This window comes from Bacillus sp. PK6-16 (genome assembly GCF_056530295.1).
In genome coordinates, this window is the sequence record NZ_CP096511.1 from 3,544,227 (window position 1) to 3,570,279 (window position 26,053).

The 26,053-nt window shown below is 35.2% G+C and carries 21 protein-coding genes, 1 riboswitch and 1 other annotated feature; of the genes, 5 read left to right on the plus strand and 16 right to left on the minus strand.

Features of this window, described 5'->3' with window-relative positions; genetic code table 11:
* Positions 1-45: 45 nt before the first annotated feature.
* The 4 genes from M1D66_RS18045 to M1D66_RS18060 form a co-directional block, all read right to left on the minus strand.
* Positions 46-1,320 carry an MFS transporter gene (locus M1D66_RS18045; protein ID WP_149215405.1) on the minus strand — a complete coding sequence of 425 codons (1,275 nt, stop codon included), beginning with the start codon at positions 1,318-1,320 and terminating at the stop codon, positions 46-48.
* 210 nt (positions 1,321-1,530) lie between these two features.
* Positions 1,531-3,279 (minus strand): MDR family MFS transporter, encoded by a 1,749-nt coding sequence (locus M1D66_RS18050; protein ID WP_063264146.1) that lies wholly within the window; start codon positions 3,277-3,279, stop codon positions 1,531-1,533.
* Between the two features lie 36 nt (positions 3,280-3,315).
* Positions 3,316-3,855 carry a PadR family transcriptional regulator gene (locus M1D66_RS18055; protein ID WP_006916931.1) on the minus strand — a complete coding sequence of 180 codons (540 nt, stop codon included), beginning with the start codon at positions 3,853-3,855 and terminating at the stop codon, positions 3,316-3,318.
* 152 nt (positions 3,856-4,007) lie between these two features.
* Positions 4,008-4,811 (minus strand): polyphosphate kinase 2 family protein, encoded by an 804-nt coding sequence (locus tag M1D66_RS18060; protein ID WP_000427319.1) that lies wholly within the window; start codon positions 4,809-4,811, stop codon positions 4,008-4,010.
* A 411-nt stretch (positions 4,812-5,222) separates the two neighbouring features.
* On the opposite strand from M1D66_RS18060, the gene M1D66_RS18065 reads away from it, so the two are divergent.
* Positions 5,223-5,687, plus strand: coding sequence for a hypothetical protein (locus tag M1D66_RS18065; RefSeq protein WP_049107139.1), 465 nt, complete (start codon positions 5,223-5,225; stop codon positions 5,685-5,687).
* 19 nt (positions 5,688-5,706) lie between these two features.
* Here M1D66_RS18065 and M1D66_RS18070 read toward each other — a convergent pair whose 3' ends face one another.
* Positions 5,707-5,985 (minus strand): hypothetical protein, encoded by a 279-nt coding sequence (locus M1D66_RS18070; RefSeq protein WP_063547025.1) that lies wholly within the window; start codon positions 5,983-5,985, stop codon positions 5,707-5,709.
* Between the two features lie 26 nt (positions 5,986-6,011).
* Positions 6,012-7,274 (minus strand): MFS transporter, encoded by a 1,263-nt coding sequence (locus M1D66_RS18075; protein WP_016122270.1) that lies wholly within the window; start codon positions 7,272-7,274, stop codon positions 6,012-6,014.
* Positions 7,275-7,411: 137 nt separating this feature from the next.
* Between M1D66_RS18075 and M1D66_RS18080 the strand changes: the two genes are divergently transcribed.
* Positions 7,412-7,897, plus strand: coding sequence for an 8-oxo-dGTP diphosphatase (locus tag M1D66_RS18080; protein ID WP_242554673.1), 486 nt, complete (start codon positions 7,412-7,414; stop codon positions 7,895-7,897).
* A gap of 29 nt (positions 7,898-7,926) precedes the next feature.
* Here M1D66_RS18080 and M1D66_RS18085 read toward each other — a convergent pair whose 3' ends face one another.
* Genes M1D66_RS18085 through M1D66_RS18095 form a run of 3 tightly spaced genes read right to left on the minus strand, consistent with a single transcriptional unit; the run spans position 7,927 to position 11,082 of the window.
* Positions 7,927-9,552, minus strand: a complete 1,626-nt coding sequence (locus M1D66_RS18085; RefSeq protein WP_242554674.1) for a YndJ family protein — start codon at positions 9,550-9,552, stop codon at positions 7,927-7,929.
* A gap of 5 nt (positions 9,553-9,557) precedes the next feature.
* Positions 9,558-10,169, minus strand: coding sequence for a DUF4166 domain-containing protein (locus M1D66_RS18090; RefSeq protein WP_086385842.1), 612 nt, complete (start codon positions 10,167-10,169; stop codon positions 9,558-9,560).
* Between the two features lie 4 nt (positions 10,170-10,173).
* Positions 10,174-11,082, minus strand: coding sequence for a DoxX-like family protein (locus tag M1D66_RS18095; protein WP_086385841.1), 909 nt, complete (start codon positions 11,080-11,082; stop codon positions 10,174-10,176).
* Positions 11,083-11,274: 192 nt separating this feature from the next.
* A riboswitch (Lysine riboswitch) is annotated at positions 11,275-11,461 on the plus strand.
* 202 nt (positions 11,462-11,663) lie between these two features.
* On the opposite strand from M1D66_RS18095, the gene M1D66_RS18100 reads away from it, so the two are divergent.
* Positions 11,664-12,893 (plus strand): aspartate kinase, encoded by a 1,230-nt coding sequence (locus M1D66_RS18100; RefSeq protein WP_086385840.1) that lies wholly within the window; start codon positions 11,664-11,666, stop codon positions 12,891-12,893.
* 228 nt (positions 12,894-13,121) lie between these two features.
* A complete protein-coding gene (locus tag M1D66_RS18105; RefSeq protein WP_086385839.1) occupies positions 13,122-13,574 on the plus strand; it encodes a VOC family protein in 453 nt (150 codons plus the stop codon).
* Between the two features lie 62 nt (positions 13,575-13,636).
* Here M1D66_RS18105 and asnA read toward each other — a convergent pair whose 3' ends face one another.
* On the minus strand, positions 13,637-14,620 hold the full coding sequence (gene asnA, locus M1D66_RS18110; protein ID WP_000284917.1) for an aspartate--ammonia ligase: 984 nt from the start codon (positions 14,618-14,620) through the stop codon (positions 13,637-13,639).
* Positions 14,621-14,690: 70 nt separating this feature from the next.
* Positions 14,691-14,949, minus strand: a binding site (T-box leader).
* A 408-nt stretch (positions 14,950-15,357) separates the two neighbouring features.
* Here asnA and M1D66_RS18115 point away from each other — a divergent pair.
* Positions 15,358-15,492: a DUF3934 domain-containing protein gene (locus M1D66_RS18115; RefSeq protein WP_000047591.1), complete on the plus strand. Its 135-nt coding sequence runs from the start codon at positions 15,358-15,360 to the stop codon at positions 15,490-15,492.
* Between the two features lie 98 nt (positions 15,493-15,590).
* Here M1D66_RS18115 and M1D66_RS18120 read toward each other — a convergent pair whose 3' ends face one another.
* The 6 genes from M1D66_RS18120 to M1D66_RS18145 form a co-directional block, all read right to left on the minus strand.
* Positions 15,591-18,785, minus strand: a complete 3,195-nt coding sequence (locus tag M1D66_RS18120) for an SNF2 helicase associated domain-containing protein (RefSeq protein ID WP_144596495.1) — start codon at positions 18,783-18,785, stop codon at positions 15,591-15,593.
* Between the two features lie 118 nt (positions 18,786-18,903).
* Positions 18,904-19,836: a response regulator gene (locus M1D66_RS18125; RefSeq protein ID WP_000500302.1), complete on the minus strand. Its 933-nt coding sequence runs from the start codon at positions 19,834-19,836 to the stop codon at positions 18,904-18,906.
* A gap of 2 nt (positions 19,837-19,838) precedes the next feature.
* Positions 19,839-21,137, minus strand: a complete 1,299-nt coding sequence (locus tag M1D66_RS18130) for a sensor histidine kinase (RefSeq protein WP_242554675.1) — start codon at positions 21,135-21,137, stop codon at positions 19,839-19,841.
* A gap of 64 nt (positions 21,138-21,201) precedes the next feature.
* On the minus strand, positions 21,202-22,914 hold the full coding sequence (gene malS, locus M1D66_RS18135) for an oxaloacetate-decarboxylating malate dehydrogenase (RefSeq protein ID WP_242554676.1): 1,713 nt from the start codon (positions 22,912-22,914) through the stop codon (positions 21,202-21,204).
* Between the two features lie 74 nt (positions 22,915-22,988).
* A complete protein-coding gene (aspA, locus tag M1D66_RS18140; RefSeq protein ID WP_000224194.1) occupies positions 22,989-24,428 on the minus strand; it encodes an aspartate ammonia-lyase in 1,440 nt (479 codons plus the stop codon).
* Between the two features lie 24 nt (positions 24,429-24,452).
* Positions 24,453-25,724, minus strand: coding sequence for a cation:dicarboxylate symporter family transporter (locus tag M1D66_RS18145; RefSeq protein ID WP_000713293.1), 1,272 nt, complete (start codon positions 25,722-25,724; stop codon positions 24,453-24,455).
* Positions 25,725-26,053: the final 329 nt, after the last annotated feature.

The following is a 26,053-nucleotide window of genomic DNA, read 5'->3' on the forward strand; positions in this document are numbered from 1 at the left end:
TGTATAAAAAGAGGTTCTAGTCAGTAACTAGAACCTCTTTTTCATTTAATTTCTTGCCCCTTTTCGAGACCATATCACAACAGGAATAAGTAATAACGCTAACACGCCTCCAGCCAATGACAATGCCGCATAACTTGAATTCGCTACTACCATACCTGACATTGCTCCACCAGAAGCTCCAGCTAGCGCAATAAAAACATCTATTTTCCCTTGTGTTTTAGCACGTGTAGACGGTGTTGTGGAATCAACGATTTGTGCTGTACCACTTATCAATCCGAGGTTCCATCCTAGCCCAAGTAAAGACAGAGCAACGATTAATAATAATAAAGAATCACTTGGCGCTATCGCAGCTATGACACCCGCTGCAAGTAAAATCACTCCACCAGCTATGCTCATTGTAGTTCGGCCAATTTTATCAATTAACATTCCTGTAACGAGAGATGGAAGATACATTGCACCTACATGAAAACCTATCACAAGTCCTACTGCACTTAAACCGTGACCGTGGTGTCCCATATGAACTGGCGTCATCGTCATAATCGCAACCATCACTATTTGCGTAAGTATCATTACGATTGCTCCCACTGTAATACCTCGTTTATTTTCTTTCGCTTCTTCTGTTATTGGTTGTCCTTTATATGTATGTTCCTGTTTATATCTTTCTATTATGTTAGCAATAATCAAAGGATCTGGACGAAGCATAACAAAAAGAACTAGACCCGCCAGTATAAATGCTGCTGCCGATAGTATGAACGGACCTGCAAGCTTAGGAACTCCAATTGAATGAGCAAAACTTCCCATTACCCCTACTAAATTTGGTCCTGCAACTGCACCGAAAGTCGTCATTACCATCGTAATACTAACAGCCGTTGCTCTCTGCTTCTTATCTGCTAAATCTGTACCTGCATAACGAGCTTGTAGATTCGTGGCTGTACCGGCACCATATATAAGTAAAGAAATAAGTAAAAGAATAATACTATTTGTTAAAGCTGCCATTACAACACCAATTGCTCCAAATCCACCTACTATAAACCCTGTTGCAAGACCTATCCGGCGTCCATATCGTTGCGAAAGCTTCCCTACTATGAAAGCTGCTAATGCCGATCCTAATGTAAACATAGCAGTTGGTAATCCTGCAAATGCATCTGTTCCAAGCATTTGCTGCGCAAGAAGTGCTCCCACTGTAATACCAGCAGCTAGTCCTGCACCGCCAAACATTTGTGAAATGCTGACGATTATTAACGTTCGTTTGTATAGTTTTTGTTGCTCTTCTCCTGTGTACACATGATTATCTATTAAAGCCCCTGCCTTATCTAGCAATTCCCCATCCTCCTTTTAAAATTAATCCCTCTTGTTAATGTACTATGTATAACGTTACATATTCAATGGCATTTTCCATTCATCCCTTTCATTCTAAAAAACTTTCTAATCATACTCGACTTATCCCATGCTATATTAAAAATACTACTATTCACAATATGCAAGGAGAAAACAATGAAAAAAAACAGGCTAATAGCAGCCTGTTTTTCTTTACGCTTCTTCTACTAATCTTCCCCTTCTCTTTTTACTCAAAGCTTTCCCTTCCCAAAACAACAAACTTACGAAAGCACAAATTAAAATAATTGGCACACTTGCTTTATATAAATCTGTAAAACTCATAGCCATCTGATTCTTGGCATAATGATTCACATCATTCGAAAATGTGAGTACCTCTTTCTTTATACTTTCCTCTTGTTTTTCAACTTCTTTTGTCACTTGCCTCATAACTTCTTCTCTTTTTACATCTCTATATTCTACTGGAACTTCTCTTAATATTTCATCCGTCTTGTCGCGAATCAATTCTTCCTTTTTCTCTTTACTTAATCCCATTGTCATTGCATTTTGTTTCTTATTTATATTCGACTCTAAACTTTGATTCTCTATTTTTTCTTTAGTCATTTGTAAAATTTCAGTTTGCTCAGTACTATTCACATGAATATTACGCACCTTTTCTTCTGCATAACGATATACTTTTTCTTTATTTACAGTTAAATTGTGAGTTAAGTTCGAGACAAATATTGCGACCGCCAATACAATTCCGACTTGTCGTAACATTGATACAACACTTTGAGAAGCAGTTAACAATTCTCCTTCAAACGAAGACGCACTTAAAACTGTAATTGGCCCCACTACTAAACCATATCCAACACCTAATATCATACATGGAATAATAATTTCTATATTTGTTGAATGAACATCAATCATTTGCAACCAATAGTAGGAAAGCCCCATAATAAGAAATCCTGACAAAATAATAGTTACTTTTCCGAGTTTTTTAATTAAAGTTGCTGCAACTGGTGAGACAAAAAATATCATTGCTGAAATAGGTGTCACTAAAAAAGCCGCTTCAATTTCCGTTCGACCTTGTAGTTTCGTCAAGAACGTTGGAAGCAATACAGTAACTCCAATTAAAAATAAATTACTTAATATAACAACGATAGACGCTCCGACAAACATTCGATCTTGAAATAACTTTAAATTCACCATTGGATTATGAATCTTTCGTTCTACTAAAACAAATAGAATAAGAGAAATAGTGCTAATTGCATAACAAGACAAAGCAATATTACTTTGCCATCCCCATGTATTACCTTTTACTAATATGAGAGTAAATGAAAAAATTGCTGTGCTACTTAATAGTAGTCCTATCCAATCTATTTTTGAGATAATACGTTCTTCATTTTTTATTTGTAGCATGATGCAACATAACACGATTCCTATTATACAAACCGGAACATTAACGAAGAACACCCATCTCCATCCTAAATTTTGTGTAATAATTCCACCTATTACTGGTCCCATAGCAGCTGACAATCCTTGTGTTACTCCTAAAATCGCAAGCGCAACATGCCTCTTAGCTAATGGCATAGCTGATACACCAATTACCATACTTGTTGGAAATAAAATCGCTGCCCCAATACTTTGTATAAAACGAGAAAAAATAAGAAAATCACCTGTATTAGCAAAAGCGCAAAGTACCGATCCACCACCAAAAATCACCAGACCAAGAATATACATCTTTGCTTTTCCAAAAATATCAGCTATCCGCCCTAACGGAATGGCAAGTACTGCAATCGTCATTGTATAAACATTTAATACCCAAGACATCTTTTCTAATGAAGTATTTACACTCGATTGTATTGCCGGTAAAGCTATATTCATAATTGTCGTATCAATCATACAAAGAAAGATACCTAGACACATTAAAAAGACAATCTTAATACCCTTTGATTGCTCCATCTTTATATACCCCTTTATTTATTGTGAATGCGTTTTTCATTCTTCTGTTTTATTGTTTTCTTTTGCCTCTAACTCTTCTAATTTTCTCTTCAAAGTCTCCACTTGTGCACTATACGATGCAATACCTACATCTAGTGAAATTTCTTCGACGAAAGTAATACCTACTCTCCACTTTTCATATTTCAATCGAAGATCTGCAATGTACGCTTCTTTTCTTTCAATTTCATCTTTAATCCATTTTTTTATTGTCACATCATCACTATAGTTGCCAAAATACATTCTCATTAAAAAATCCGAACGTAAAACATCCTTCTCTACAGGCGTCTGCATGTATTGATAAAACTCTTCACGTCCTTCATCTGTAATAAAGTACATTTTCTTATTCGGTTTCCCCTCTTGCATGACAACCTCTTTTTTTATTTTCCCTTCATTCTCCAATTGTCGTAACGTTGGATAAATCATTCCAAAACTTCCATCAAAAAAATGAGTAAATACGTCTTCAAACACAATTTTAATATCGTAACCAGACAATTCCTTTTCCATTAATAAACCTAAAACAACATCTCTTCCCTTCAAAGTAAAACCCCCACATAGTATATAATCAATAATCATATTAACAATGTTAATATGATTATTGATTATATACCTTATTCTGTTAATTGTAAAATGTTTCTAAATAAAAAAATCCCATAATTTGGTTTCACCAATTCACAGGACCATTTTCTTTTTTACTCTTTAACACCTACATCTTGCAAAACTTCAATATCCTCTTTCATTTCATAATAATAAGAAGGCAATTCTATACCATGTTCTAAGAAATAATCCTCAATGAATGAAATAATGATTTTTAACGTTTTCACACGGGCATACAATTTATCGTTACTTTCAATAATATGCCACTTCGCATTTGGCTTACTTGTTTTTTCAAACATGTCTTCCATTGCTTCAACATATTCATCCCATTTTTCACGATTACGCCAATCTTCGTCTGTAATTTTCCACCTTTTTAAAGGATTTTTCTCTCTATCTTTAAATCTCTTTAACTGTTCCTCTTTACTTATATGGTAGAAGAACTTCCCTATTATGTAATGGTCATCTGTTAGTAGTTTTTCAAAATCATTAATCTCATCATATGCTCTCATCCACTCTTCCTTTGTAGCAAATCCTTCAACACGCTCAACTAACACACGACCGTACCATGAGCGATCAAAAATGGTGATTTGCCCGTACTGTGGAATTTTGCGCCAGAAACGTTGTAAATAATGGTAACGTTTTTCATGAGGTGCAGGCGCTCCAATTGGATTTACTTGGAACCCACGCGGGTCAAGATGTTCCGTCACCCGCTTAATTGCCCCACCTTTACCAGCCGCATCCCATCCTTCCATAACAAGCATAACCGCGATTTTTTCTTCTTTCAAAATTTGCTGTAATGCTAATAAGCGCCTTTGATATTTTTCGAGTTTCTTGTTGTACTTAGATTTTGATTCAATTTTTTTCGTTAAGTCTACTTTAGCAAGATGTCCATTTTCCATAAAACAAATCCCCCTTGTTGTATGACAATGTTATTTTAACATATTTTTGGGAATTTTTTCATATCCTAAAAAGCTGTGTAGAAACATCTCTACACAGCTTCCTTCTCTAATTTCACATATATAAGCACATTTAACTACATTAAAATAAATAATTTATACGGAACTCTTAGGAAATTCTTTTTATTAAAACGTAAAAATAGCCCTTTTAAAAAGAGCGGCAATCTAAGTATAGAAAGAAAGAAAAAATAAATTTATTCTTTCTTTCTACATACGTAATGATGCCAGCTATAAGAGTAGTGAATAAGATATTAATTCACTACTCACAATACCCATTTTACATTATATGGTATATTCACTCGTAAAAAGAAGATAATAACAAGTAAATCCATTAAAGAATGGGAGCTCTAAAAAATGAAACGAAAAATATTAACTCTCTTTACGCTTATATGTTTAGCACTACCAATGCAAGCTAATGCTTACACATTTCAGTCACTGCCGATTGCGTCAAAGTCTAAACAATGGTATGTCGAAATTGATAAATCTCATAACTCAAACAAGCAAGCAATTCAGCCAAAACAAGGTGTATTTGATACGTATAGTTTACTCGTAAAAAACATCGGTCATGATGTATCAAATGTATCTGTGGAAATACTTGATAACAATCCTACCTCTAAAGCTACCTTTAAACCTACTACACCTAATGAAAATATTTCTAAAAGTCATACAAGCTTTGACTACATGGTATTCCCATTAGACTTTAATAGTCATAATTTTAAAGTTGTGATCACTTGGGAAGAAAAGAATTTCTCTTATAACGGCCATCCGGTAAATGAAGGTAAGAAAATGAAACAAACATTTGTATTTAATGAAGAATAAGTCCTAATTTCTTTAGGGCTTATTCTTCATTTTTGAAACCTGCTTGTATCGCTTCCGTCACTTCTTTTATGATTTCTAATTTTGTTGCTTCCATACTAATCTTTTTGTGCCAAATATGTACGGACGGTTTTTCATTACAAAGGTGTTTTATTAATACTAATTGATTATATGCTAAGTTATTTTCTATTTGGGTAGCGATATAGACTGTAAAATTTTTCGCTTCAAAGACCTTTTCTTCCAAAATATATTTACTCTCTAATTGCCTTGTTACTATATCTTTCAAGTTTTCTATAGTCATGCATATCGCCCTCTTTTCCCATATAATCAATTAAATCGACGAATACTCGGTACAGACAATGCTATGCCAATTGTTAAAATTACTAAACTAGCTAGTGTTATAATAGTTATCTCGCCACCTATGACAGTAGCTAACCAGCCTACAACTACGTATCCTAATGGCAATAAAGCAAAAGAACCCAACATATCAAGGCTTGCCACTCTTCCGAATGCTTCTTCTGGTACAAGCTCCTGTAAACTCGTTTCCCAAATGAGTCCAAATATCATCATGCCAAATCCTTCAATTGCCATTAAGAATATTAAAGCGGGTGCCCAAGAAATGAATGGCATAATTAATAAAGCAATGCCACTCATCAAAACACCTCCATAAGCCAGTAATCCTCTCTTATGCCACAGCTCTTTCCCACCAAATATTAATGCGGCAATTACAGCCCCACCACCAGAAAAGGCCATGCCAAGTCCATACACGTAAGCTTCAAAATGATGATGAACATTAAATAACCATGGAATTAATACGACGATAATGCCGGCATAACAAATATTTATAAAAGAAAAAACTAAAATTGTAATCCACAGCCACGGATGACTTTTTAAAACGAAAACACCTTCCATAAACTCTTGTTTGTAATTAAGCTTACTCTTTTCAATGGGTTTTACTTTTTTAAACTTAATTTCTTTTAAAAATAATAAACATAAAAATGATACTAAGTAGGTTGCTGCATCTAGTCCGAAACCTATCCCTGCAGATGCAACCGATACGATTAACCCACCAAGTGCTGGCCCAATTAATCGTATACCTTGATTACTCATTTGAGTGAGTGCGTTAGCTGCATTACGAATTTCAGGGACGAATACTTTCGCCCTTACAGCAGAATATGCTGGTTGGAATATCCCTTCCATAAGTCCGTATATGGCAACGAGAATATATAAAATCGTAATTGTTAATAAATCCATAAATATAAGCGATGCAAGTAATAGCATTAATATACAGCGGATTATATCCGTAAATAACATTAACCTAACCCGATCAATTCGGTCTACAATTAAACCCGCAAACGGTAAAGCAAGAATATTAGGTAGCATGTACATTGCCATCGTCATCCCCATTACAACTGTTGAACCAGTTAATGAATACACAACAACTGGAAGTATGACCATAGTTATCGAACTACCTAAGGCCGAGAGTAATTGTCCAATCCATAAAAACTTAAAGTGCGTTGATACTTTAACTGGTAATAATAATTTTCCAATATAACCTAAACTTTTTTCCTTTTGTATTTCCCCTTGCATGTCTCTCCCCTCTTTTCAAATGACTATAGAATACAAAATATATGACTGAAAATTTATAATATTATATTTCTAATTATATAAGAAACAATTATGTTATGGTAAAATTATCAAAAAAATATAAAGGAGAATACATCATTATGCCTCTAAATTCACATAACATCGAACACCAGATCTATACAATGTGTATGATCCAACGTAACAATGAAGTTTTACTCATAAAACGCCCCAACCATCGAGGTTTCCCTGGCTACATCGCTCCTGGCGGCAAAATAGATTTCCCCGAAAGTATCGTTCAAGCCGCTATAAGAGAAGTAAAAGAAGAAACTGGACTACTTGTTTCCAATTTAACTTTTAAAGGATTAGATGAATATGTAAATCCGAAAGGGAATGTTCGGTACATGGTATTCAACTATTGGACAGACTCATTTGAAGGTGAACTTCTTTTGAACCCTCCTGAGGGTGAATTATTATGGATGCCAATTGATACAGCACTAAAGCTACCTATGCAAACTTGGTTTAAAGAAAGATTCCCATTATTTTTTGAAACAGGCACTTTTGAAATTCAACGTGTTTGGGATAATGAGCTAAATAAACAAATTTCTATGACAATTACCCATACATAAAAAAGCTTGGAAACCCATCCAAGCCTTTCTTACTTCTGTGCAATTTTTTCAATCTTATAATGAATATGTAAAAATTCAAGTCCAAATAGCCACATGCTATGATGAGCTGTTAACATTTTATCCTTACCCTCTGTAATGATGAAAGTCTCTGCTAACGGTAAACGGATTGTTAAGAACCGAGTATGTAAATAAATCCCCTCATCTCCCTGACCATTTTCTCTTAACTTACTAGTAATGATTAAATCATGACTATCATTATATAGTTTCAAAATACCAGTCATATTCGAATAAGGTAAAGGTAAGGCGATATTCATATATGTCTCATTCTTATTTGTATGCTTTGAATAAAGAGCTACAAAAATAGATTCACCTGCTTCATTTTTCCTTATCCAAGCCCTTACATTCTCTCTTCCATCTTTCTCATCTATTACACTAATGATAGAGCCATGCATCGTTTCCCAATTGCCGCCCATCCCTAAATGTATTTGTTCTACACGCTTACTCATTTTCTCATAGCAAAGTGCGAACGGACGGAACCAACGAGTCCATTTAATATTCGATTGCAATTCATACTCTGCTGTATTTTCATAAAAATGAATCATACTTAAAGGAACCTTCGTCACATCAAATGCCTCACTATGAAAGTCATTTACTTTATCGACTAAACCGTTGTATTCCTTACTGTCTACTAAATTGCTGCTATATAAATAAGCCTCACCAATTGCCACATTTCCTCTTAACTTACTCATTGGTTTCCCATAGTATTTATAATTCGGAACACTCTTTTCAATCACCCAGCCGATAAATGCCGGTAAAGCTACTCCAATTCCATTGACAACACCATGAATCCAAACCATTTGAGCAATTGTAATCGTCATTACATGCTTCAAATTTCCGTATGAATATATAAGTGAGAACATAATTGTAACCATGAGTGTACTAGACGAAACAATTAGAAGAATCTTTGCACTGATAGCATTAAATTTTGCTCTCCAAACGTAAAATCCATACCCATAAATTGCACATAAATATAGGAACACTGCAAAAAATTCAAATATTCTTGAGTATGTAATTCCTATTGCAACTGTCATAGGTGAAATCATGATGATAAACATAATAGCATCATACACTTTACTTCTCTTTTCTCTTTTTCTCCCTATTAAACCAGCTGATAATGGCAATAGAAACGCCGAATAATGAAAATGTGCAGCTGTGAGTAAAACAATGTCAGAGCTAAAATGCATAATTGAAAGTTTTGCTACTGAAGCAGAAAACCAAAAACCACCTAAAAACAAATAAATAAACGCACTATCTATGGCGATCTCTTCTAACGGCTTCCATCCTCTTTCTAGCAATCTACTTACACCAAATAACGCAACAATTCCTGTATATACAAACCAAACTAGCGCAAATACATATTGATTTGTGACGAAAGCTAGCATTGCACAAATTGCTGCGATTGGATATAAAAATGATACGGATTTATAAAATAATAATTGCGATCCATCTCTTTTTCTTTTATCAATAATACAAAGTGACATTGGTATAAATAATAAAACAGATAATAATATAATTGCTTCAACAGGATTTATATTTGACCACTCACATATTAGAAAAATAACATAACAAGCAAGCCCAAATATTATATTTTTCATATCGTTTATTCCCTTTCCACAAATGTTCCCTTATATGAAAAAAGCGAACCAATTAACGGGTTTCGTACTTGTACATGAATTCGAAAACACTGAAGTGTTTCATCATAACTTTCAACAATTTTTGCCTCACCATACAAAAATTTTGGTAACGGCATTTTTCTTCCAAACATATAAAACCATTGTTTCTTTGAAGAAATATGCATTGCCCCTAACTCATCGATATGAAAATGCAGTGTAGAAACGAGTAAATGTGGTTCACCAAAATAATCTACAATTTCATTTTCGTTTTCATCCAATTGCATAACTGCATTAAAATATCTTTTCTTATTATGGAAATAAAAAGTACGGTTCCACCTTACTAATTCTCGTCCATATTCATCTCGCTCAGCTATGTTTTGTATCGTAAATGGAATTTCCTCTCCTCGTTCCGAGAAAAACATTCGAAACTTCGATGTAATGTTCAATATAAATTTCACGAAAAAAGAGCCACCGTAAATTTCATCCATCTTTCCTTCCCCTGTAAAACTATTCTCTTCTGTAATCGCATAACGCTTCTGCAATTCAGGATGAAGATTTTTATAGGTATCCCCTAATAATCGTTCATACATATTAGCCATACACTTATCCCTTTCTCGCCCTCTTGCAATTTTTCGCGCTTGGTAAATCGAAACTATTTATATAACCGACAATTGATAACCCCATTAGAAGAACATTTAATGTAATCGGATTAAACGCCCCTGTAAAGCTTGCAATATTCGTAAATCCTGCTGCTAACGTTAAAACTAGTAATACAATAATATGCAGTATAAATAATTTTCGTTTTATTATTGGCCACAGCCATACGACACCGAAAATTATTTCTAACATCCCAATTATTTTAAGTATACATATACTACTTTCATTTGAACCGATTAATACAGAAAGCATCTTTACTTCTTCTAAATGAGTAAACAGTAGTTTTGGCACTATCCCTTGATATATCCATACAAAAGCAAATAAAAAACATACGAGCCAATACGTCATTGTTCTTCTAATTAGTAACCTAGGATGAAGCCCCTTTTCTAACCATAATTTTAAAGCATCAAAACTCCAAGCAGTCGCCCAACCTAATAACGGCCGAAATATATAGCAATCTATTACATTCCCTACACGACCAAATCTTGTATCATAATCATATTGTGTCTCAAAATGGATGTATTCTTTATTTGGCGTATACTTCCAATAACCACGTCCTATTTGAATAAGAGATAATGTATTATCCGTCCAAAATTTTAAAGAAGAAATTCTTTCACCAGTTTCTTTTCTTATTTCACCTATTGATTCCCCTTCTCCAGCTATTTCAAGCCCAAATCCAATCTTTGTTTTATACAAAAACTTCTGTGGTTCTCCTTCTTTTTTCTCTAAATACGAAATTTCAGTAAAGCGAGCATCCCACTCTGTATGTATATGTGGTTCTTGCGTATATTCCCATAATTTTTCCATCGTCGTGTTCATTTTTGTCGCAACATAAATAGGCTGTTTCCTTTTCATTCTCCCCACCTCCTATGCACTATAAGTTTAATGTACATGCAATGAATTTATTTTGCTACATTTTTCACAAACTTCCCCAAAAAAAGAAAGAATTTTTAAAATATATATAAAACACTTGATTCCCCGAAAAATTTAAATTATTATAAAACAAATGTTACCAACAACTTCATAAATCAAACACTCTCGCCTAAAACGTGAGATAGAGGTTGCGATACTTATGAGTATTCTAATGGAGACACAGAGATGTCTATGAAGTTAGATAAAAGGAAGTATTGCCGAAATTGATAAATTTCTCTGCATTTATCAATTGGGGCTGTTTTCGAATAGAAACAGAACTGTCATATGTACAAACGTGTACGTATGAAGAGCTATCTACAAAAAAGAGATATCATTTTTTATGATATTCCTTTTTTGGCGGTTTTTTTATTAGCTCCGTTTTCTGTTTCCCTTTTCCTGTAACAGCACCATCCTCACTTATTTGAGATGGTGTTTTTTGTTTGTCTTTCTGGTAACTACAGGAGTATTGGGATTTATATATTTCCTAATCTATTCTTAAAAATAGACGAAAGAAGGAATCTGTAATGGAAACAATTGTTCAAAAATTCGGTGGCACTTCTGTCGGAAGCGTCGAACGCATTCAACATGTAGCAAATTTAATTATTGAAGAATATGAACGAGGTCATAGCATTGTCTCTGTCGTTTCAGCAATGGGAAAAAGCACAGATGAACTTGTCGCACTCGCTAACGCTATCACAGAAAATCCAAGTAAACGTGAAATGGATATGCTTCTATCTACAGGAGAACAAGTAACTATTTCATTATTAACAATGGCACTGCAAGCAAAAGGCTATCATGCAATTTCATTAACAGGGTGGCAAGCAGGTATTACGACAGAATCTGTACATAGTAGCGCACGGATTACTGACATTCATACAGATCGTATTCAATCTTATCTTGCTGAAGGTACGATTGTTATCGTAGCTGGTTTCCAAGGTATAAGTGTAGAAAATGAAATTACAACGCTTGGCCGTGGTGGCTCTGATACGACCGCTGTCGCACTAGCCGCTGCACTTAAAGCAAAAAAATGTGATATTTATACGGATGTTACAGGCGTATATACGACGGACCCACGAGTTGTAAAAGATGCTTACAAATTAGACGAAATTTCTTATGACGAAATGTTAGAGCTTGCTAATCTCGGTGCTGGCGTATTACACCCACGCGCCGTTGAGTTTGCTAAAAATCATAACGTAGTTTTAGAAGTTCGCTCAAGTATGGAACAAGAAAACGGAACAATTGTAAAAGGAGAATGTAACATGGAACAACAATCAATCGTTAAAGGTATTGCATTTGAGGATAATATTACACGTGTCACAATTAAAGGACTAGAACAAGGCTCGCTTTCAACAGTTTTCTCTACATTAGCATCAGCACACATTAATGTAGATATCATCATTCAAAGTATTACAAATGAAGGAACTGTACATCTCTCCTTCTCCATTCACTCGAATGATTTAAGAGAAACTTTAAAAGTTTTGGAACAAAATCAAGAAACTCTTCACTATGAATCTGTAGAACATGAAAACCACTTAGCAAAAGTATCAATCGTAGGATCTGGCATGGTATCTAACCCAGGTGTCGCTGCAAATATGTTCACTACTTTAAAAGAAGAAGATATTCATATTAAAATGGTAAGTACATCAGAAATTAAAGTGTCTGTCGTTATTGACCGCCTTCATTTAGTAACAGGCGTTGAGGCGCTGCATCAATCATTTATGGCGAAAATTGAGCCTTTCGTGCAAATGAGCTAATTTGATATGTTTAGTAACGCTTATAAAAAAATCATATTAATCTACTTCCTTCCTATTAAATAAAAAGCTATTCGTTAACAAGATGCTATATGACATATTAAAAGCACCTTGTCACATTTTCCTATACTGTGACAAGGTGCTTTTGACTGAAAGGAATTTGTAACTACTTAGTAGTATAATTATGAGGATGATTAAATAATGAACTTTTATACATAAGGAGATAAGACTATGGCAAAAAACAAATTACTACGAATGGACAATGTCAGCATCGTTGTAGAATCTCTTGATAACGCAATCTCTTTCTTTGAGGAGATTGGCTTGAATCTCGAAGGTCGAGCCAATGTCGAAGGTGAATGGGCTGGTCGCGTAACTGGACTCGGTTCTCAGTGCGTAGAGATCGCTATGATGGTCACTCCAGATGGCCACAACCGAATTGAACTTTCGCGATTTCTCACCCCTCCTACTATAGCAGATCACCGAAAAGCTCCGGTAAACGCCCTCGGTTATCTACGCGTCATGTTCACCGTTCAAAATATTGACGAAATGGTATCAAGACTCACTAAGCATGGTGCAGAGCTCGTTGGCGAAGTAGTTCAGTACGAGAACTCGTATCGTCTCTGCTACATTCGTGGAGTCGAAGGAATTTTAATCGGTTTAGCGGAAGAACTCGGTAATAAATAAGCAAGTGAAGTTTTATAAAAAAGAGGGAATAGCTCTATATTTAAGCTATTCCCTTACTTCTATTAAAACAGATGAATGTTTTCTTTCTTGCAAGCTTCACGTAAATCGTCAGGCCATACAGAAGATTGAACTTCACCGATATGTGCTTTACGTAAGAAGTACATGCACATTCTTGATTGTCCAATGCCACCGCCGATTGTTAATGGTAGTACGTCTTCTAGTATACCTTTATGGAAATCATACTCACGTTTGAAGTCTTCACCAGTTTTCGTTAACTGCTCATCAAGTGATTTACTATCAACACGAATTCCCATTGATGATAACTCAAATGAAGATTGTAGTACTGGGTGCCAGAATAAAATGTCACCGTTTAATTTCCAATCGTCATAATCAGCTGCGCGTCCGTCATGCTTTTCACCTGAACGAAGTGCATCACCAATTCCGATAATGAAGACTGCACCGTGTTCTTTTGCAATTGCATGTTCACGATCTTTCGGTGTTAATTCTGGATATTTATCTTCTAATTCTTGAGAAGTAACGAAAACAATTTCTTCCGGTAAATACTTTCCAAGGAACGGATATTTTTCAAATAAGTGATCTTCTAAATCTTTGAATATTCCATAAATTGTTTGTACTGTTTTTTGTAAGTATTCGACAGTACGCCATTCTTTTTGAACGATTTTTTCCCAATCCCATTGGTCAACATAAATGGAATGCGTTGCATCAAGTTCTTCATCACGACGAATCGCGTTCATGTTTGTATATAAACCTTCACCAGCTTCATATCCGTATTCATGTAATGCAAATCGTTTCCATTTCGCTAGTGAATGAACAATTTCTAATTCTTCTCCTGAATGTAACATATCAAATTCAATTGGACGTTCTACACCGTTTAGGTGATCGTTTAATCCTGATTTTTTCGTTACGAATAATGGTGCAGATACGCGGAATAGTTCAAGGCGTTTTGCTAATTGGTCCTCGAAAAATGTTTTAACTTCCTTAATTGCAATTTGAGTCTCTCTTACTGTCATTAATGATTGATACATGGTGGTTTCCTCCTAAAATGTTTGGATGTTGTGAAAAGAAGCCAACAAAAAAAGCCCTTCTTTCCCAAAAAACTGGGACGAAAGGCTTTGGTTCCGCGGTACCACCCAAATTAGCAACAGAGGTTGCTCACTTATACAATACGGAGATGAAATATCTCGATACTGTTCTTCTTGTAACGGCGAAGTTCCCGGCTAAGTCTACTTTCCTATAAAGGATTTCGGTTAGCAACTCCAGGAGGTTCTTCATAATAGGCTTCGTATCAGGCTCACACCACCCCTGACTCGCTTAAACTACGTCCTACTACTACTCGTCCTTTCATAGTCGTTTTGTTGTCACATCTCTGAAACATTTTATTAATGATTATTCTATACAAAAAATAAAGAAAGTCAACAAAAAGTTTTAAAATATTTTTCAATTCTTTATTTTACGGCTTTATTGATTGTTGTTAATTTAACATCTTTACTTTTTCTGCCTCGTCAATCCAAAAAATGTTTCACTGACCGAAACTAACGTATACACAATAATTAATGTGATCGTTCGGAATATAGAATCCGCAGTATTTCTTATTATTTTCATTTTCTTTATAATTCCTTTCAGTTTACTTGCAATTTCATGATATACTATAGCATTCAAGCAGTTTGTTTTTACTTAAAACAAACATAGTCATTTATCCAGAATATTTTTCTAAAACATTGGCTATTATTAAATAAGATTTTTTATATAACGGAGTGATCACATGAGTAAAACGAAAGCGAAACCCAAAAAAGGTGTAGGACAAGGTACAGGAAGTAAAGGATGGAACCGTTGGCAATCGAGTGCAAAGAAAAAGAAAGCTGCAAAGCCATACAAAAGTAAAGGTACAAAGAAGTAATTTAAATAACATTTGATTTCTTTACTTTGCACAAAACAAAATATAATTATTACAACAAAAAGCTATGCTTTCACATGTGAAAGCATAGCTTTTTCATATTAAATCATTAAAATATCTCGTATTTCTTCCTCCGTGATGGATGCTAATTTTTCTTCTCCCGGCTCAATCACTTCAGCAATTAAATTTTTCTTACTTTCTTGCAGTTCATGCATTTTCTCCTCGATTGTACCGTGGGCTACTAGCTTTATAACTTGTACTGTATTTTTTTGCCCCATTCGATACGCTCTATCAGCCGCTTGTTGTTCAACAGCTGGATTCCACCATAAATCGTATAATATCACTGTATCTGCACCAGTTAAATTAAGTCCGGTACCACCAGCTTTTAAAGAAATGAGAAATAGATCCCCTTCTCCTTCGTTAAACCGATTGCACAGCTTTACACGTTCCTGTGCTGGTGTGCTCCCGTCTAAATAAAAGTATGGAATTGCTTGGCGATTTAACTCACGACCAATAATAGAAAGCATCTTCGTAAATTGAGAAAAAATTAATATTCTCTTTCCTGTACTTCTACATTCCTCTAAAATCTCTAACAGTTGTTCAAATTTAGCTGAACTTCCTTTGTAATCATCAACAAATAAAGCAGGATGACAACAAATTTGTCGCAATCTCGTTAAACCAGCTAAAATTCTAATTTTATTTTTACGTAACGTATCTTTGTCTAAATGCTTTAACGTTTCTTCCCTTAACTTCGCTAAATAAGCAGCATAAAGACTCTTTTGATCGGGTAATAACTCCGATGATTGTAAGTGCTCTATTTTCTCTGGTAACTCATTTAATACGTCTCCTTTTAATCGTCTTAATACGAATGGTTTCACTCGCTTCGCTATATCTTCACGCCTTAAATCACCGAACTCTTTTCTTCCTGGTAATAATTCTGGGAAGACGACATGGAAGATAGACCATAGCTCTTCTAATGAATTTTCTACAGGTGTACCCGTTAGCCCAAAACGGTATTCAGCTTGAATTGTTTTCACAGCTCTTGCCGTTTGCGTTGTAGGGTTTTTAAACGCCTGCGCTTCATCAAGGAATAGTGTATGAAATGGTCTTGCATACAATCTTATATCTCTTCTCAGTAATGGATATGACGTAATTACAACATCAAATTCTGTTATATCTTTCAAAATTTTCCGGCGCTCTGCTTGAATTCCATCTGCAATAACAGCTCTAATATGCGGGGCGAATTTTTTCAATTCACTAAACCAATTATAAACAAGAGATGATGGTGAAACGACTAATATAGGCAGTTTCTTTTCTCGAATCTCAGGCAAAACAGAATCTATAAAAGCAATGCTTTGCAACGTTTTTCCAAGTCCCATATCATCTGCTAAAATACCCCCAAAACGGTAATGAGCAAGTGTTTTCATCCATTCGAACCCATATACTTGATACTTTCTCATTTCTGCATTTAAAGTATTTGGCACAGCAAACTTTAATTTTTTCGGGTTTTGAATGTTTTCTACTAACTCTTGAACAGAATCATCCAAACTTAAAACATTACCTTCATGAAGTCCGTTCATCCATTTTACACTTCGAATAAGCGGAACATTTACCTCTTCTCCATGTAAAAATTCTTTCCGAATACCTGATTCTTTTATAAACTGATTAATTTCATTAAACTCTTTACTCTCTAGCGATAAAAACGAACCATTCGCCAATCGATAATATTTACGTTTCTCTTCAAGGGCCGCTAATACACCTTTAATTTCTGCTTCTGGTATTCCTTTTATATCAAAACGAAATGACAACCAATCAATTCTTTCTTTTCTTCTCACTCTAATAAGAGGAACTGCATCCCCTTTACTAATTCGCAATTTGATTGCTGTCGTCGCATAAATATCAACTAAACCTTTTAATGTTGGCACAACGTGATATAAAAAGTTATACTCAGCTTCTTCATTATGCATAAAGTAACCGCCTTCTGTTTTTGCAAAGGCACTTTCACTCATAATGTCTAAAATCTCTTTTTCCTTTTTCTCATCACGATTAAAAACAGAAGGCTGTCCATCCTCTTGTAGCGGATTAATCATGACGTTCCCATAGTGAAATTCAACACCTGCTAATAAGCGATTTTTCACGCGGTCTAAATACAATTTCGCTTTTAGCGAGGGTGTTTCAACACGATCCGATATTACTTCATCAATGTGTACAGTTCCGAGCTTCATTAATCCTGGTACAACTTTCGCGACGAAATGTTCCATCTTACTTTCTGGAATATAAAACTGATTACTATTTGAGCGACTCATCATCTTTTGTAATTCAATAAGTCGCATACAATCTTCAATGTGTAAGTGATATAATTTCCCATCGTAAAGTGCATTGTTATACATATCCATAACTTGTACACGATTTAGACCATCTATATGAAGTGTAAATCCGCCATTATTTCCCTTCGTAAATTCAAAGTGTAACGGCAACAAACCTTTTGAAACTTGTAATCCCTGAAACAGTTGTTTATTTTGTTTCAGCTGTACATATTCAACTTTAGAAAGTGAAGAGAGCATATCTTTCCATGAAGCTGGTGGTATAAATATCATACTTTCATCTTGTTTCGCATGTACTTCTAACGCATCCTCATACATTTTTTCGTTATGATACATTTTAATGAGCTGCTGAATAATCGCATCCGTTTCTTGTTTGAAACTATGTACATCTGGTGTATATGTAAATTCATTTGAACAATGAAAAGACTCTCTTTTCTCCACCTTAGAAAGAAATTCTCTAATATAATTTATGAAATACACTTTGGCAAGTTTCAATTGAATTCCAAGTAGAGCCCCACCACTTCTCGTAGCTACTGGTGTACATATAAACTCAACATCTAATATTTCACGTGTATCAAAACGGTGTTGTTTACTTTTTGGCCTCAGTGGTTTGTCCGCGAACAGCTGAAACATACCACTTGTCAATTGATCATTTCTGTTACTAGTGGAGCTCATTCCACCTGTTTGTTGATTATAGTTTATTTGTATTAATACTGCTGCAACATGTTGACAGTACGTTTGAAAAGACGCTAATGAAGGACAACTACATTTTGCAACAATATCACCTTTTTTAGCTTTTTTTACTGTAACACGGAAATCCTCGTTCCCTTTTACTGTCGCCTCACAAATTTCTTTATTTTCATCGTAATGATCTATTATCACTTTATTTGATTTATAATAGGCTTCACCTCTTTTATATGAGGTCTCTCCGCACACTTCTTTAATAATCGATTTATTCAATGTGAAACTCATCGCTTTGACACTTCCTTAATATAAAACCATTTTCTCTTACTTAACATTTTACATGCTCCACAAGAAAATATAAAATGTTGATTTAACAAAAGAAGATGCTTATTTATAAGCATCTTCTTCACTCTATCTCCATCAACCTCTTCGCCTCAAAATACAACACTTGAATAAACTTCTTCGTATTAATTCGCGTATGACCAGAAGATGCGAGTTCATCTTTCGTCATTTCTGTCATCCGTTTTCTAACTACGGTAAAATCGAAAAATTTTGGAGCATAGCTTTCAAATTTTGGATTTGAAAAGTCTGTTAATCCTAAAGAAGCCAAATGATTTAACGACTGATAAATAGCTCGACGTACTCTTTGTTCAGACGCTTTTTTCTCTTTATCAATATCCGCCTCTAAAGCTAGATCCCCTAATTTCCTTATCGTAATATGATGAAAAATTTCTTTTAACGCAGGAAAGCCAAACTCAAATGTCTGTGCCTTTTCTTGACCATATAAATATTCCAGCATACTAAGTAAATCTTTACTTCCATTCTCTCCGGCAATACCGAGTTCTGATAGTAAAAAGCGCCCTAAATCCCCTATCTTTTTTCCTTCTTGCACTGGTTCAGTACGCAATTGCGGCTTTTCCCACTGAAACACGTTATTCAATGATTTTTGAATATCATGTATAGAACGCTCCAATCTAATACGCTCCATCACTTTGCGTACAACAGATACAACTTCGATTTTGTTTAATGGTTTTGTAATATAATATTCTACACCAAGTGTATATGCCTCACCTATAAGCTGCTTCGATTCCACTTGAGAAATCATAATGATTTTCCCCGTGAAAGTTGACGCAATGTGACGAACTGTTTCAATTCCGTCCCTCATCGGCATCAACAAATCAATAAATAAAATATCTACTTTTTTAAAATTTAGTTGATCCGCTTCAATAAAAGCTCCGTCATCCGCCTCACCAATTACTTCTCCAAGATCTCCATCTTCAATAATTTGCGAAAGCATCGAACGGAAAACTTCATCATCGTCTACGATATAATAAAACAAATCTATTCCCCTTCCTGCTTTAAACTATCCTCTGGTAAACAAACGATAAACTTACATCCTCTTTTATTTTCTCGGTCTTCTAATTTCACTTCTCCGCCTAGCTCTGTTACCATTTCATTTATGTAAGAAAGCCCAATACCAGTTGACGGTGTTCCCGTTTGATCATACTTGGAAGTAAATCCTGGCTTAAATACTAATTTCTTATACTTTTGTGTAATACCAGGCCCATCGTCAATTACTTCAAAAAATATATGCTGATTTCTTTTATATAGCTTAATAATAACGAAACCTTTATCTTCAATTGCTTCAACTGCATTTGCAACTAAGTTATTAAAAATTGATAGCACTGTATACACGTGGTATGCAGCATGCTCACCTTCTATATGTTTAGAAAAACGTATATCCTTTTCTAGCATTTCAGCATACTTCTCGTTTATTCTAACAATCATCTCTGCTAACTCATGTCCTTCTACATATTCAGCCACATTTTTATCTAATAACAGTTTAGATAATCCTGCAAATATCCTTTGATTATCCTTTTTTATTTCATGCACTTCCCCCGCTATTTTCAATGCTGTTTTACTACTTGAATCAGCGCTTACTTGTAATTTTCGATATAGTTGATATGCTTCTTGTGTAATTAACTCCGCATTTTGTAACGTCTTTTTCAAATGAACAGATTCCACATATAAATTAGAAAGATGCATTAACATATTTTCATTTTCTTTTCGAACTTGCGATTCTTTTAATTTCGTTTCATATAAATTCATCATATTTAAAAAACCAAGTGCAAAGAAACTACGAAAAATAGCAATAATAATAAGTTTATTCACTTCAGAAATCGTTATTGTTGTACCTAGTACTAACATGTGATAAAACGCAAGTTCTGACATACTTGCAACAATTTCAATTGAAATTCCAAGGCATCCAATAATGATTGGTTTCTGATGGAACTTATTTACCCTACAAAGCGAAAAAAAACTGCCATAAATAAAATAATAGAAGAACACAGGATAACGCAAATAAAATGATTCTGTCATATGAAATGAACCTTGCATGATCCAGTCAAGACATACTCGGAATAAGACTACAGATATACCAACAAGAATACCTGCAACTCCTGCTGGTACTCTTCTTAAAAATAATAATAAAAAGAAGAATAGCGGTGTACCGAAGCTAACTCGAAACGTATCATTAAAGGGATGAAAGTTCAGCTCCCCAGCAATCGGAACAACGACCATTAATATAATTAAAAGGGACATATCTTTCTTCCATAATTGATTCCAATTCAAAGGTGACACTTCCTATACTTTTTTTCAGTAGTAAAAGTGAAAGCCCGCTTATTGTTATAAACGGGCTTTTTTTCTATATTCTAACCTTTTCTACCGCTTTTATTTGGCGATACTCTGGCTTCCACATTGCTTCTTGCACTGCCATCTTGATATCGTTATCACTTAAGTTCACTCTTGCAACACCTTCTGCAACTGCAACTTTCGCTACTTCAATTGCAACCATTTCTGAGATATTACGTAATTCTTCGACCTCTGGTAAAATAGGTGCTCCTGGCTGACTTGTATCTACCATACTTGCAACTGCTTCAGCTGCTGCTGCGAACATTCCATCCGTCATGACACTTGCTCGTACTACAATTGTTCCAAGACCAAGACCTGGGAAAATCAGTGCATTATTTGATTGTCCAATCACATACGTTACACCGTTATATGTAACTGGTTCAAATGGACTTCCTGTTGCAACTAACGCTCTTCCTTCTGTCCACTCGATTAAATCTGCTGGTTTCGCTTCAGCAAGTGGCGTTGGATTCGACATTGGTAAAATAATTGGTCTTTCTACGTGAGAAGCCATTTCTTTAATAATCGCTTCTTTAAATGCACCTGCAACAGTAGATGTACCAATTAAAATTGTCGGTTTTACATGTTTCACAACTTCAGCAAGTCCGATCACATCATTTTGCTTCCACCCACTTACTTCTGCTTCTTTTCTTGCGTACGGAATTTGGAAATCAAGAAGATCTTCCATATTATCTGTAACTAACCCGTTACGATCAATACACCAGAAACGCTTATATGATTCTTCTTCAGATACGCCTACGCGGACCATCGCATCTCTAACTTGATCTGCGATACCGATTCCAGCCGTACCAGCACCAAATACAACAACGCGGTGTTCACTTAGCGGTACACCAGAAGCTTTCACTGCCGATAATACTGCCGCAAGTGAAACTGCACCTGTACCTTGAATATCATCATTAAACGTACAAACATCATGACGATATTTATCTAAAATTTTTCGTGCGTTACGAGAGCTAAAGTCTTCCCAATGTAAAAGTGCTTTCGGGAATTGTTTATTTACCGCTTGTACAAACGTATCAATAAATTCATCGTAAGCTTCACCTGTTATACGAGGGTGACGATTTCCAATATAAAATGGATTGTTTAATAGCTCCTCACGGTTTGTACCTACATCTAAAATTACCGGTAATACACGACTAGGATCGATTCCAACTGCAGCAGTGTAAACAGCTAATTTTCCGATTGCGATGTTAATACCACCAACGCCCCAGTCACCAATTCCTAATATGCCTTCTCCATCTGTTACAACGACTAAATCAATGTTCTCAGCTGTTGCACCGATATTCGTGAATGCTTCTTCGATACCTGATGGATCGTTAATTGATAAATAAACACCACGTGGTTTACGATATTCATGACTATATCTTTGAATTGCTACACCGACAGTTGGTGTATATACAATCGGTAACATTTCACGTAAATGATCTGTTAATATACGATAAAATAATACTTCATTTCGATCATGTAACGCAGTTAAGTATACATTCTTTAATAAATCATCCGGCTGAGAACTAAATTGTTCGTATGCTCGGCGTGCCTGTTCTTCTAACGTTAAAACCGCTGGCGGTAATAACCCTTTTAAACCTAACTCTTCTCTTTCATTTTGTGTGAAAGCTACCCCTTTATTTAAAAGTGGTGTTGATAATACTTCTGCTCCTCTTAATGTTGTTTCTAATGCACCATTAGGAGCTACTGTAAACTTGCTCATAACATCCCTACCTCTATTCATATATAGCATTTCTATATTGTAAACAAAAAAGAGGGGATTGTCCCCCTCTTCTTTTAATTTTTCTTTAAAAGAGTTGCTCCTGCAATCCCTGGGTGTGTCATTTCGAATGGATCTAGAATTAACTCTAAGTCTTCTTGTGACAATACACCATTTTTCACACAAAGTTCTCGAACGGATTGGCCTGTTGCAATTGCTTCTTTCGCAACGCGAGCTGCTGCTTCATAACCGATATGAGGGTTCACGGCTGTAATAATTCCTACACTTTTCTCAACATACTCTTTTAAGCGATCTTCATTCGCTTCAATTCCTTTTAAGCAATTATCTGTAAAGGCACGGAAACCGTTATTCATAATGCTAATCGATTGCAGTAAGTTGAAAACAAGTACTGGTTCCATCACGTTTAATTCTAATTGTCCTGCTTCTGAAGCAAGGCAAATTGTATGATCATTACCTATTACTTGGAACGCAATTTGATTAATAACTTCTGGCATAACAGGGTTTACTTTCCCTGGCATAATAGAAGAACCTGGTTGACGAGCTGGTAACATAATTTCCGCTAAACCAACACGTGGACCTGATGCCATTAAGCGAAGGTCATTTGCAATTTTAGACATATTCATCATACATACTTTAAGCGCTGCAGATACTTCAGTATAAGCATCCGTATTTTGTGTCGCATCTACTAAATCTTCTGCACCAACAAGCGGTAATTCACTAATTGCAGCTAAATGTTTTACAACTGCTTCAATATATTCTGGATCTGCATTTAAGCCTGTACCAACTGCAGTTGCCCCCATATTTACTTCATATAAATGTTGACGCGATTGTTGAATTCGTTTCATATCACGTTCAAGTACGCGAGAGTATGCTTTAAATTCTTGTCCAAGACGGATTGGCACAGCATCTTGTAAATGTGTACGACCCATTTTAATAACATGGTCAAACTGTTCTGCTTTTAATTCAAATACATCATGCATATAACCCATCGTTTGTAATAAGCCTTCTAATGCATTTAATGTTGCGATATGAATCGCCGTTGGGAATGCATCGTTTGTTGATTGCGCCATGTTTACATGACTATTTGGACTAATATAATGATAATCTCCCTTTTCCATCCCTAATAATTCAAGCGCACGATTGGCAATGACTTCATTTGCATTCATGTTCATTGAAGTACCCGCTCCGCCTTGGATTGGATCTACGATGAAATGATCATGCCATTTTCCATCAAGAATTTCTTGAGCAGCCTCTGCGATCGCACCGCCCTTGTTCAATTCCAATCTTCCTACATCTGTATTCGCAAGCGCTGCTGCTTTTTTTACAATTGCGAACGCTCTAATTAAGCCTTCATGGATTTTGTATCCTGTAATTGGGAAGTTTTCAACTGCACGCATTGTTTGTACGCCGTAGTATGCATAGTTTGGTACTTCTTTTTCACCTAAAAAATCTTTTTCAATTCGAACACCATTTTTAACTTCAGTTAATGTTGCCATGATTATTCACTCCTTAACGATTTCTTATGCTGCTTTTGTTTCTTTGACTGTTTCTACATATTGTTTTGCTTTCTCATTATCGAATTCGCCTTCCCACTTCGACATAACAATGGCCGCTAATGCATTTCCTAATACATTGACAGATGAGCGAATCATATCTAAAATGCGGTCAATTCCCGCAATTAACGCGATACCTTCTAGTGGTAGCCCCATCGAACCTAACGTTGCTAATACAACAACGAACGATGCACCTGGAACTCCCGCCATACCTTTGGATGTTAACATGAGAACGAATAATAACGTTATTTGCTCCGTTAGTGACATGTGCACACCGTACATTTGTGCAACAAATAATGCCGCTAACGCTTGATAAATAGCCGATCCAGTCAAGTTAAATGTATAACCTGTCGGAATTACGAAAGAGGCAACTGCCTTTGGACAACCGAACTCTTCCATTTTTCTCATTATATTAGGTAAAACAGCTTCTGAACTTGCTGTCGTAAACGAAAGAATCAGTTCTTCTTTTAAAATTTTCATTAATGTAAAAATGTTTACTCCAACCATTCGTGCATTAATACCTAATACAATCACAACGAATAGTATAACAGTTACGTATACAGCTAGCACTAGTTTTCCTAGCGGAAGTAATGTTGCTACACCAAATTTTGCAACCGTAACGGCAATTAATGCGAATACACCAAATGGTGCAAATTTCATAACTTGATTTGTAACCCAAAACATGGCTTCGAGTACACCTTCAAAGAAGTTAAAGACTGGCTTTCCTTTTTCTCCAATTGCTGCAACTCCTAAGCCGAATAGTACTGAGAAGAATATAATCGGTAATAGGTCACCTTGTGCAATCGATTCAAATACGTTTTTCGGTACAATGTGAACAATTGTCTCAGCAAAACCTTTCTTCTCTGTTGCATCTGCAGTTTGTTTATAAGAAGAAATATCACTTTGCTGTAAATTACTCATATCAACGCCAGTACCTGGTTGGAATATATTCGCTGCAAGTAATCCCATTAAAATAGCAATCGTCGTAATAATTTCGAAATAAAGAATTGTCTTACCACCCAGTTTCCCAAGCTTCTTCATATCTCCTACACCAGCTACTGCAACAATTAATGCTGAAATAACAATTGGTACTACAATCATCTTAATTAAGTGAATAAATATATCCCCAATTGGTGTGATATAAGAAATCGCTGTTTTATTGCCATAAAAGACTGCCCCTACTACAATCCCTAAAACAAGCGCGACAAAAATTTGTGTTGCCAATCCGAATTTTTTCATTTATGTTCATCCCCTTCATGCGAACGCTTTCAATTTGAATTTATAAAAGCTACTCACACATCTTATAAGCGAACCTACAAAATCATACAAAAACCTACAAGTTCGTCACAAAAAATTCAAATATTTTTCTTCTTTTTTTCATTGACACCATTTTGTTAAAAAACGATAAAATAAACTTGATAAGTAATCAGATTGTTTCGTATAATCAAAAAGATATATACTTAAAACAAATCAAAATGAAAAGGAGTGGATGTTATGAAAAACTATACAAAGCAATTCGTCCTATCTTCTTCTTTTCTTTTTCATTTTCTTAAAAAGGAACAAAGGCA

Bases quoted from the DNA above. Each gene is read 5' to 3' on its own strand.
- M1D66_RS18050 (WP_063264146.1), bottom strand. From the start codon at position 3,279: ATGGAGCAATCAAAGGGTATTAAGATTGTCTTTTTAATGTGTCTAGGT.
- M1D66_RS18060 (WP_000427319.1), bottom strand. From the start codon at position 4,811: ATGGAAAATGGACATCTTGCTAAAGTAGACTTAACGAAAAAAATTGAA.
- M1D66_RS18065 (WP_049107139.1), top strand. From the start codon at position 5,223: ATGAAACGAAAAATATTAACTCTCTTTACGCTTATATGTTTAGCACTA.
- M1D66_RS18070 (WP_063547025.1), bottom strand. From the start codon at position 5,985: ATGACTATAGAAAACTTGAAAGATATAGTAACAAGGCAATTAGAGAGT.
- M1D66_RS18075 (WP_016122270.1), bottom strand. From the start codon at position 7,274: ATGCAAGGGGAAATACAAAAGGAAAAAAGTTTAGGTTATATTGGAAAA.
- M1D66_RS18080 (WP_242554673.1), top strand. From the start codon at position 7,412: ATGCCTCTAAATTCACATAACATCGAACACCAGATCTATACAATGTGT.
- M1D66_RS18085 (WP_242554674.1), bottom strand. From the start codon at position 9,552: ATGAAAAATATAATATTTGGGCTTGCTTGTTATGTTATTTTTCTAATA.
- M1D66_RS18090 (WP_086385842.1), bottom strand. From the start codon at position 10,169: ATGGCTAATATGTATGAACGATTATTAGGGGATACCTATAAAAATCTT.
- M1D66_RS18095 (WP_086385841.1), bottom strand. From the start codon at position 11,082: ATGAAAAGGAAACAGCCTATTTATGTTGCGACAAAAATGAACACGACG.
- M1D66_RS18100 (WP_086385840.1), top strand. From the start codon at position 11,664: ATGGAAACAATTGTTCAAAAATTCGGTGGCACTTCTGTCGGAAGCGTC.
- M1D66_RS18105 (WP_086385839.1), top strand. From the start codon at position 13,122: ATGGCAAAAAACAAATTACTACGAATGGACAATGTCAGCATCGTTGTA.
- asnA (WP_000284917.1), bottom strand. From the start codon at position 14,620: ATGTATCAATCATTAATGACAGTAAGAGAGACTCAAATTGCAATTAAG.
- M1D66_RS18115 (WP_000047591.1), top strand. From the start codon at position 15,358: ATGAGTAAAACGAAAGCGAAACCCAAAAAAGGTGTAGGACAAGGTACA.
- M1D66_RS18120 (WP_144596495.1), bottom strand. From the start codon at position 18,785: ATGAGTTTCACATTGAATAAATCGATTATTAAAGAAGTGTGCGGAGAG.
- malS (WP_242554676.1), bottom strand. From the start codon at position 22,914: ATGAGCAAGTTTACAGTAGCTCCTAATGGTGCATTAGAAACAACATTA.
- aspA (WP_000224194.1), bottom strand. From the start codon at position 24,428: ATGGCAACATTAACTGAAGTTAAAAATGGTGTTCGAATTGAAAAAGAT.
- M1D66_RS18145 (WP_000713293.1), bottom strand. From the start codon at position 25,724: ATGAAAAAATTCGGATTGGCAACACAAATTTTTGTCGCGCTTGTTTTA.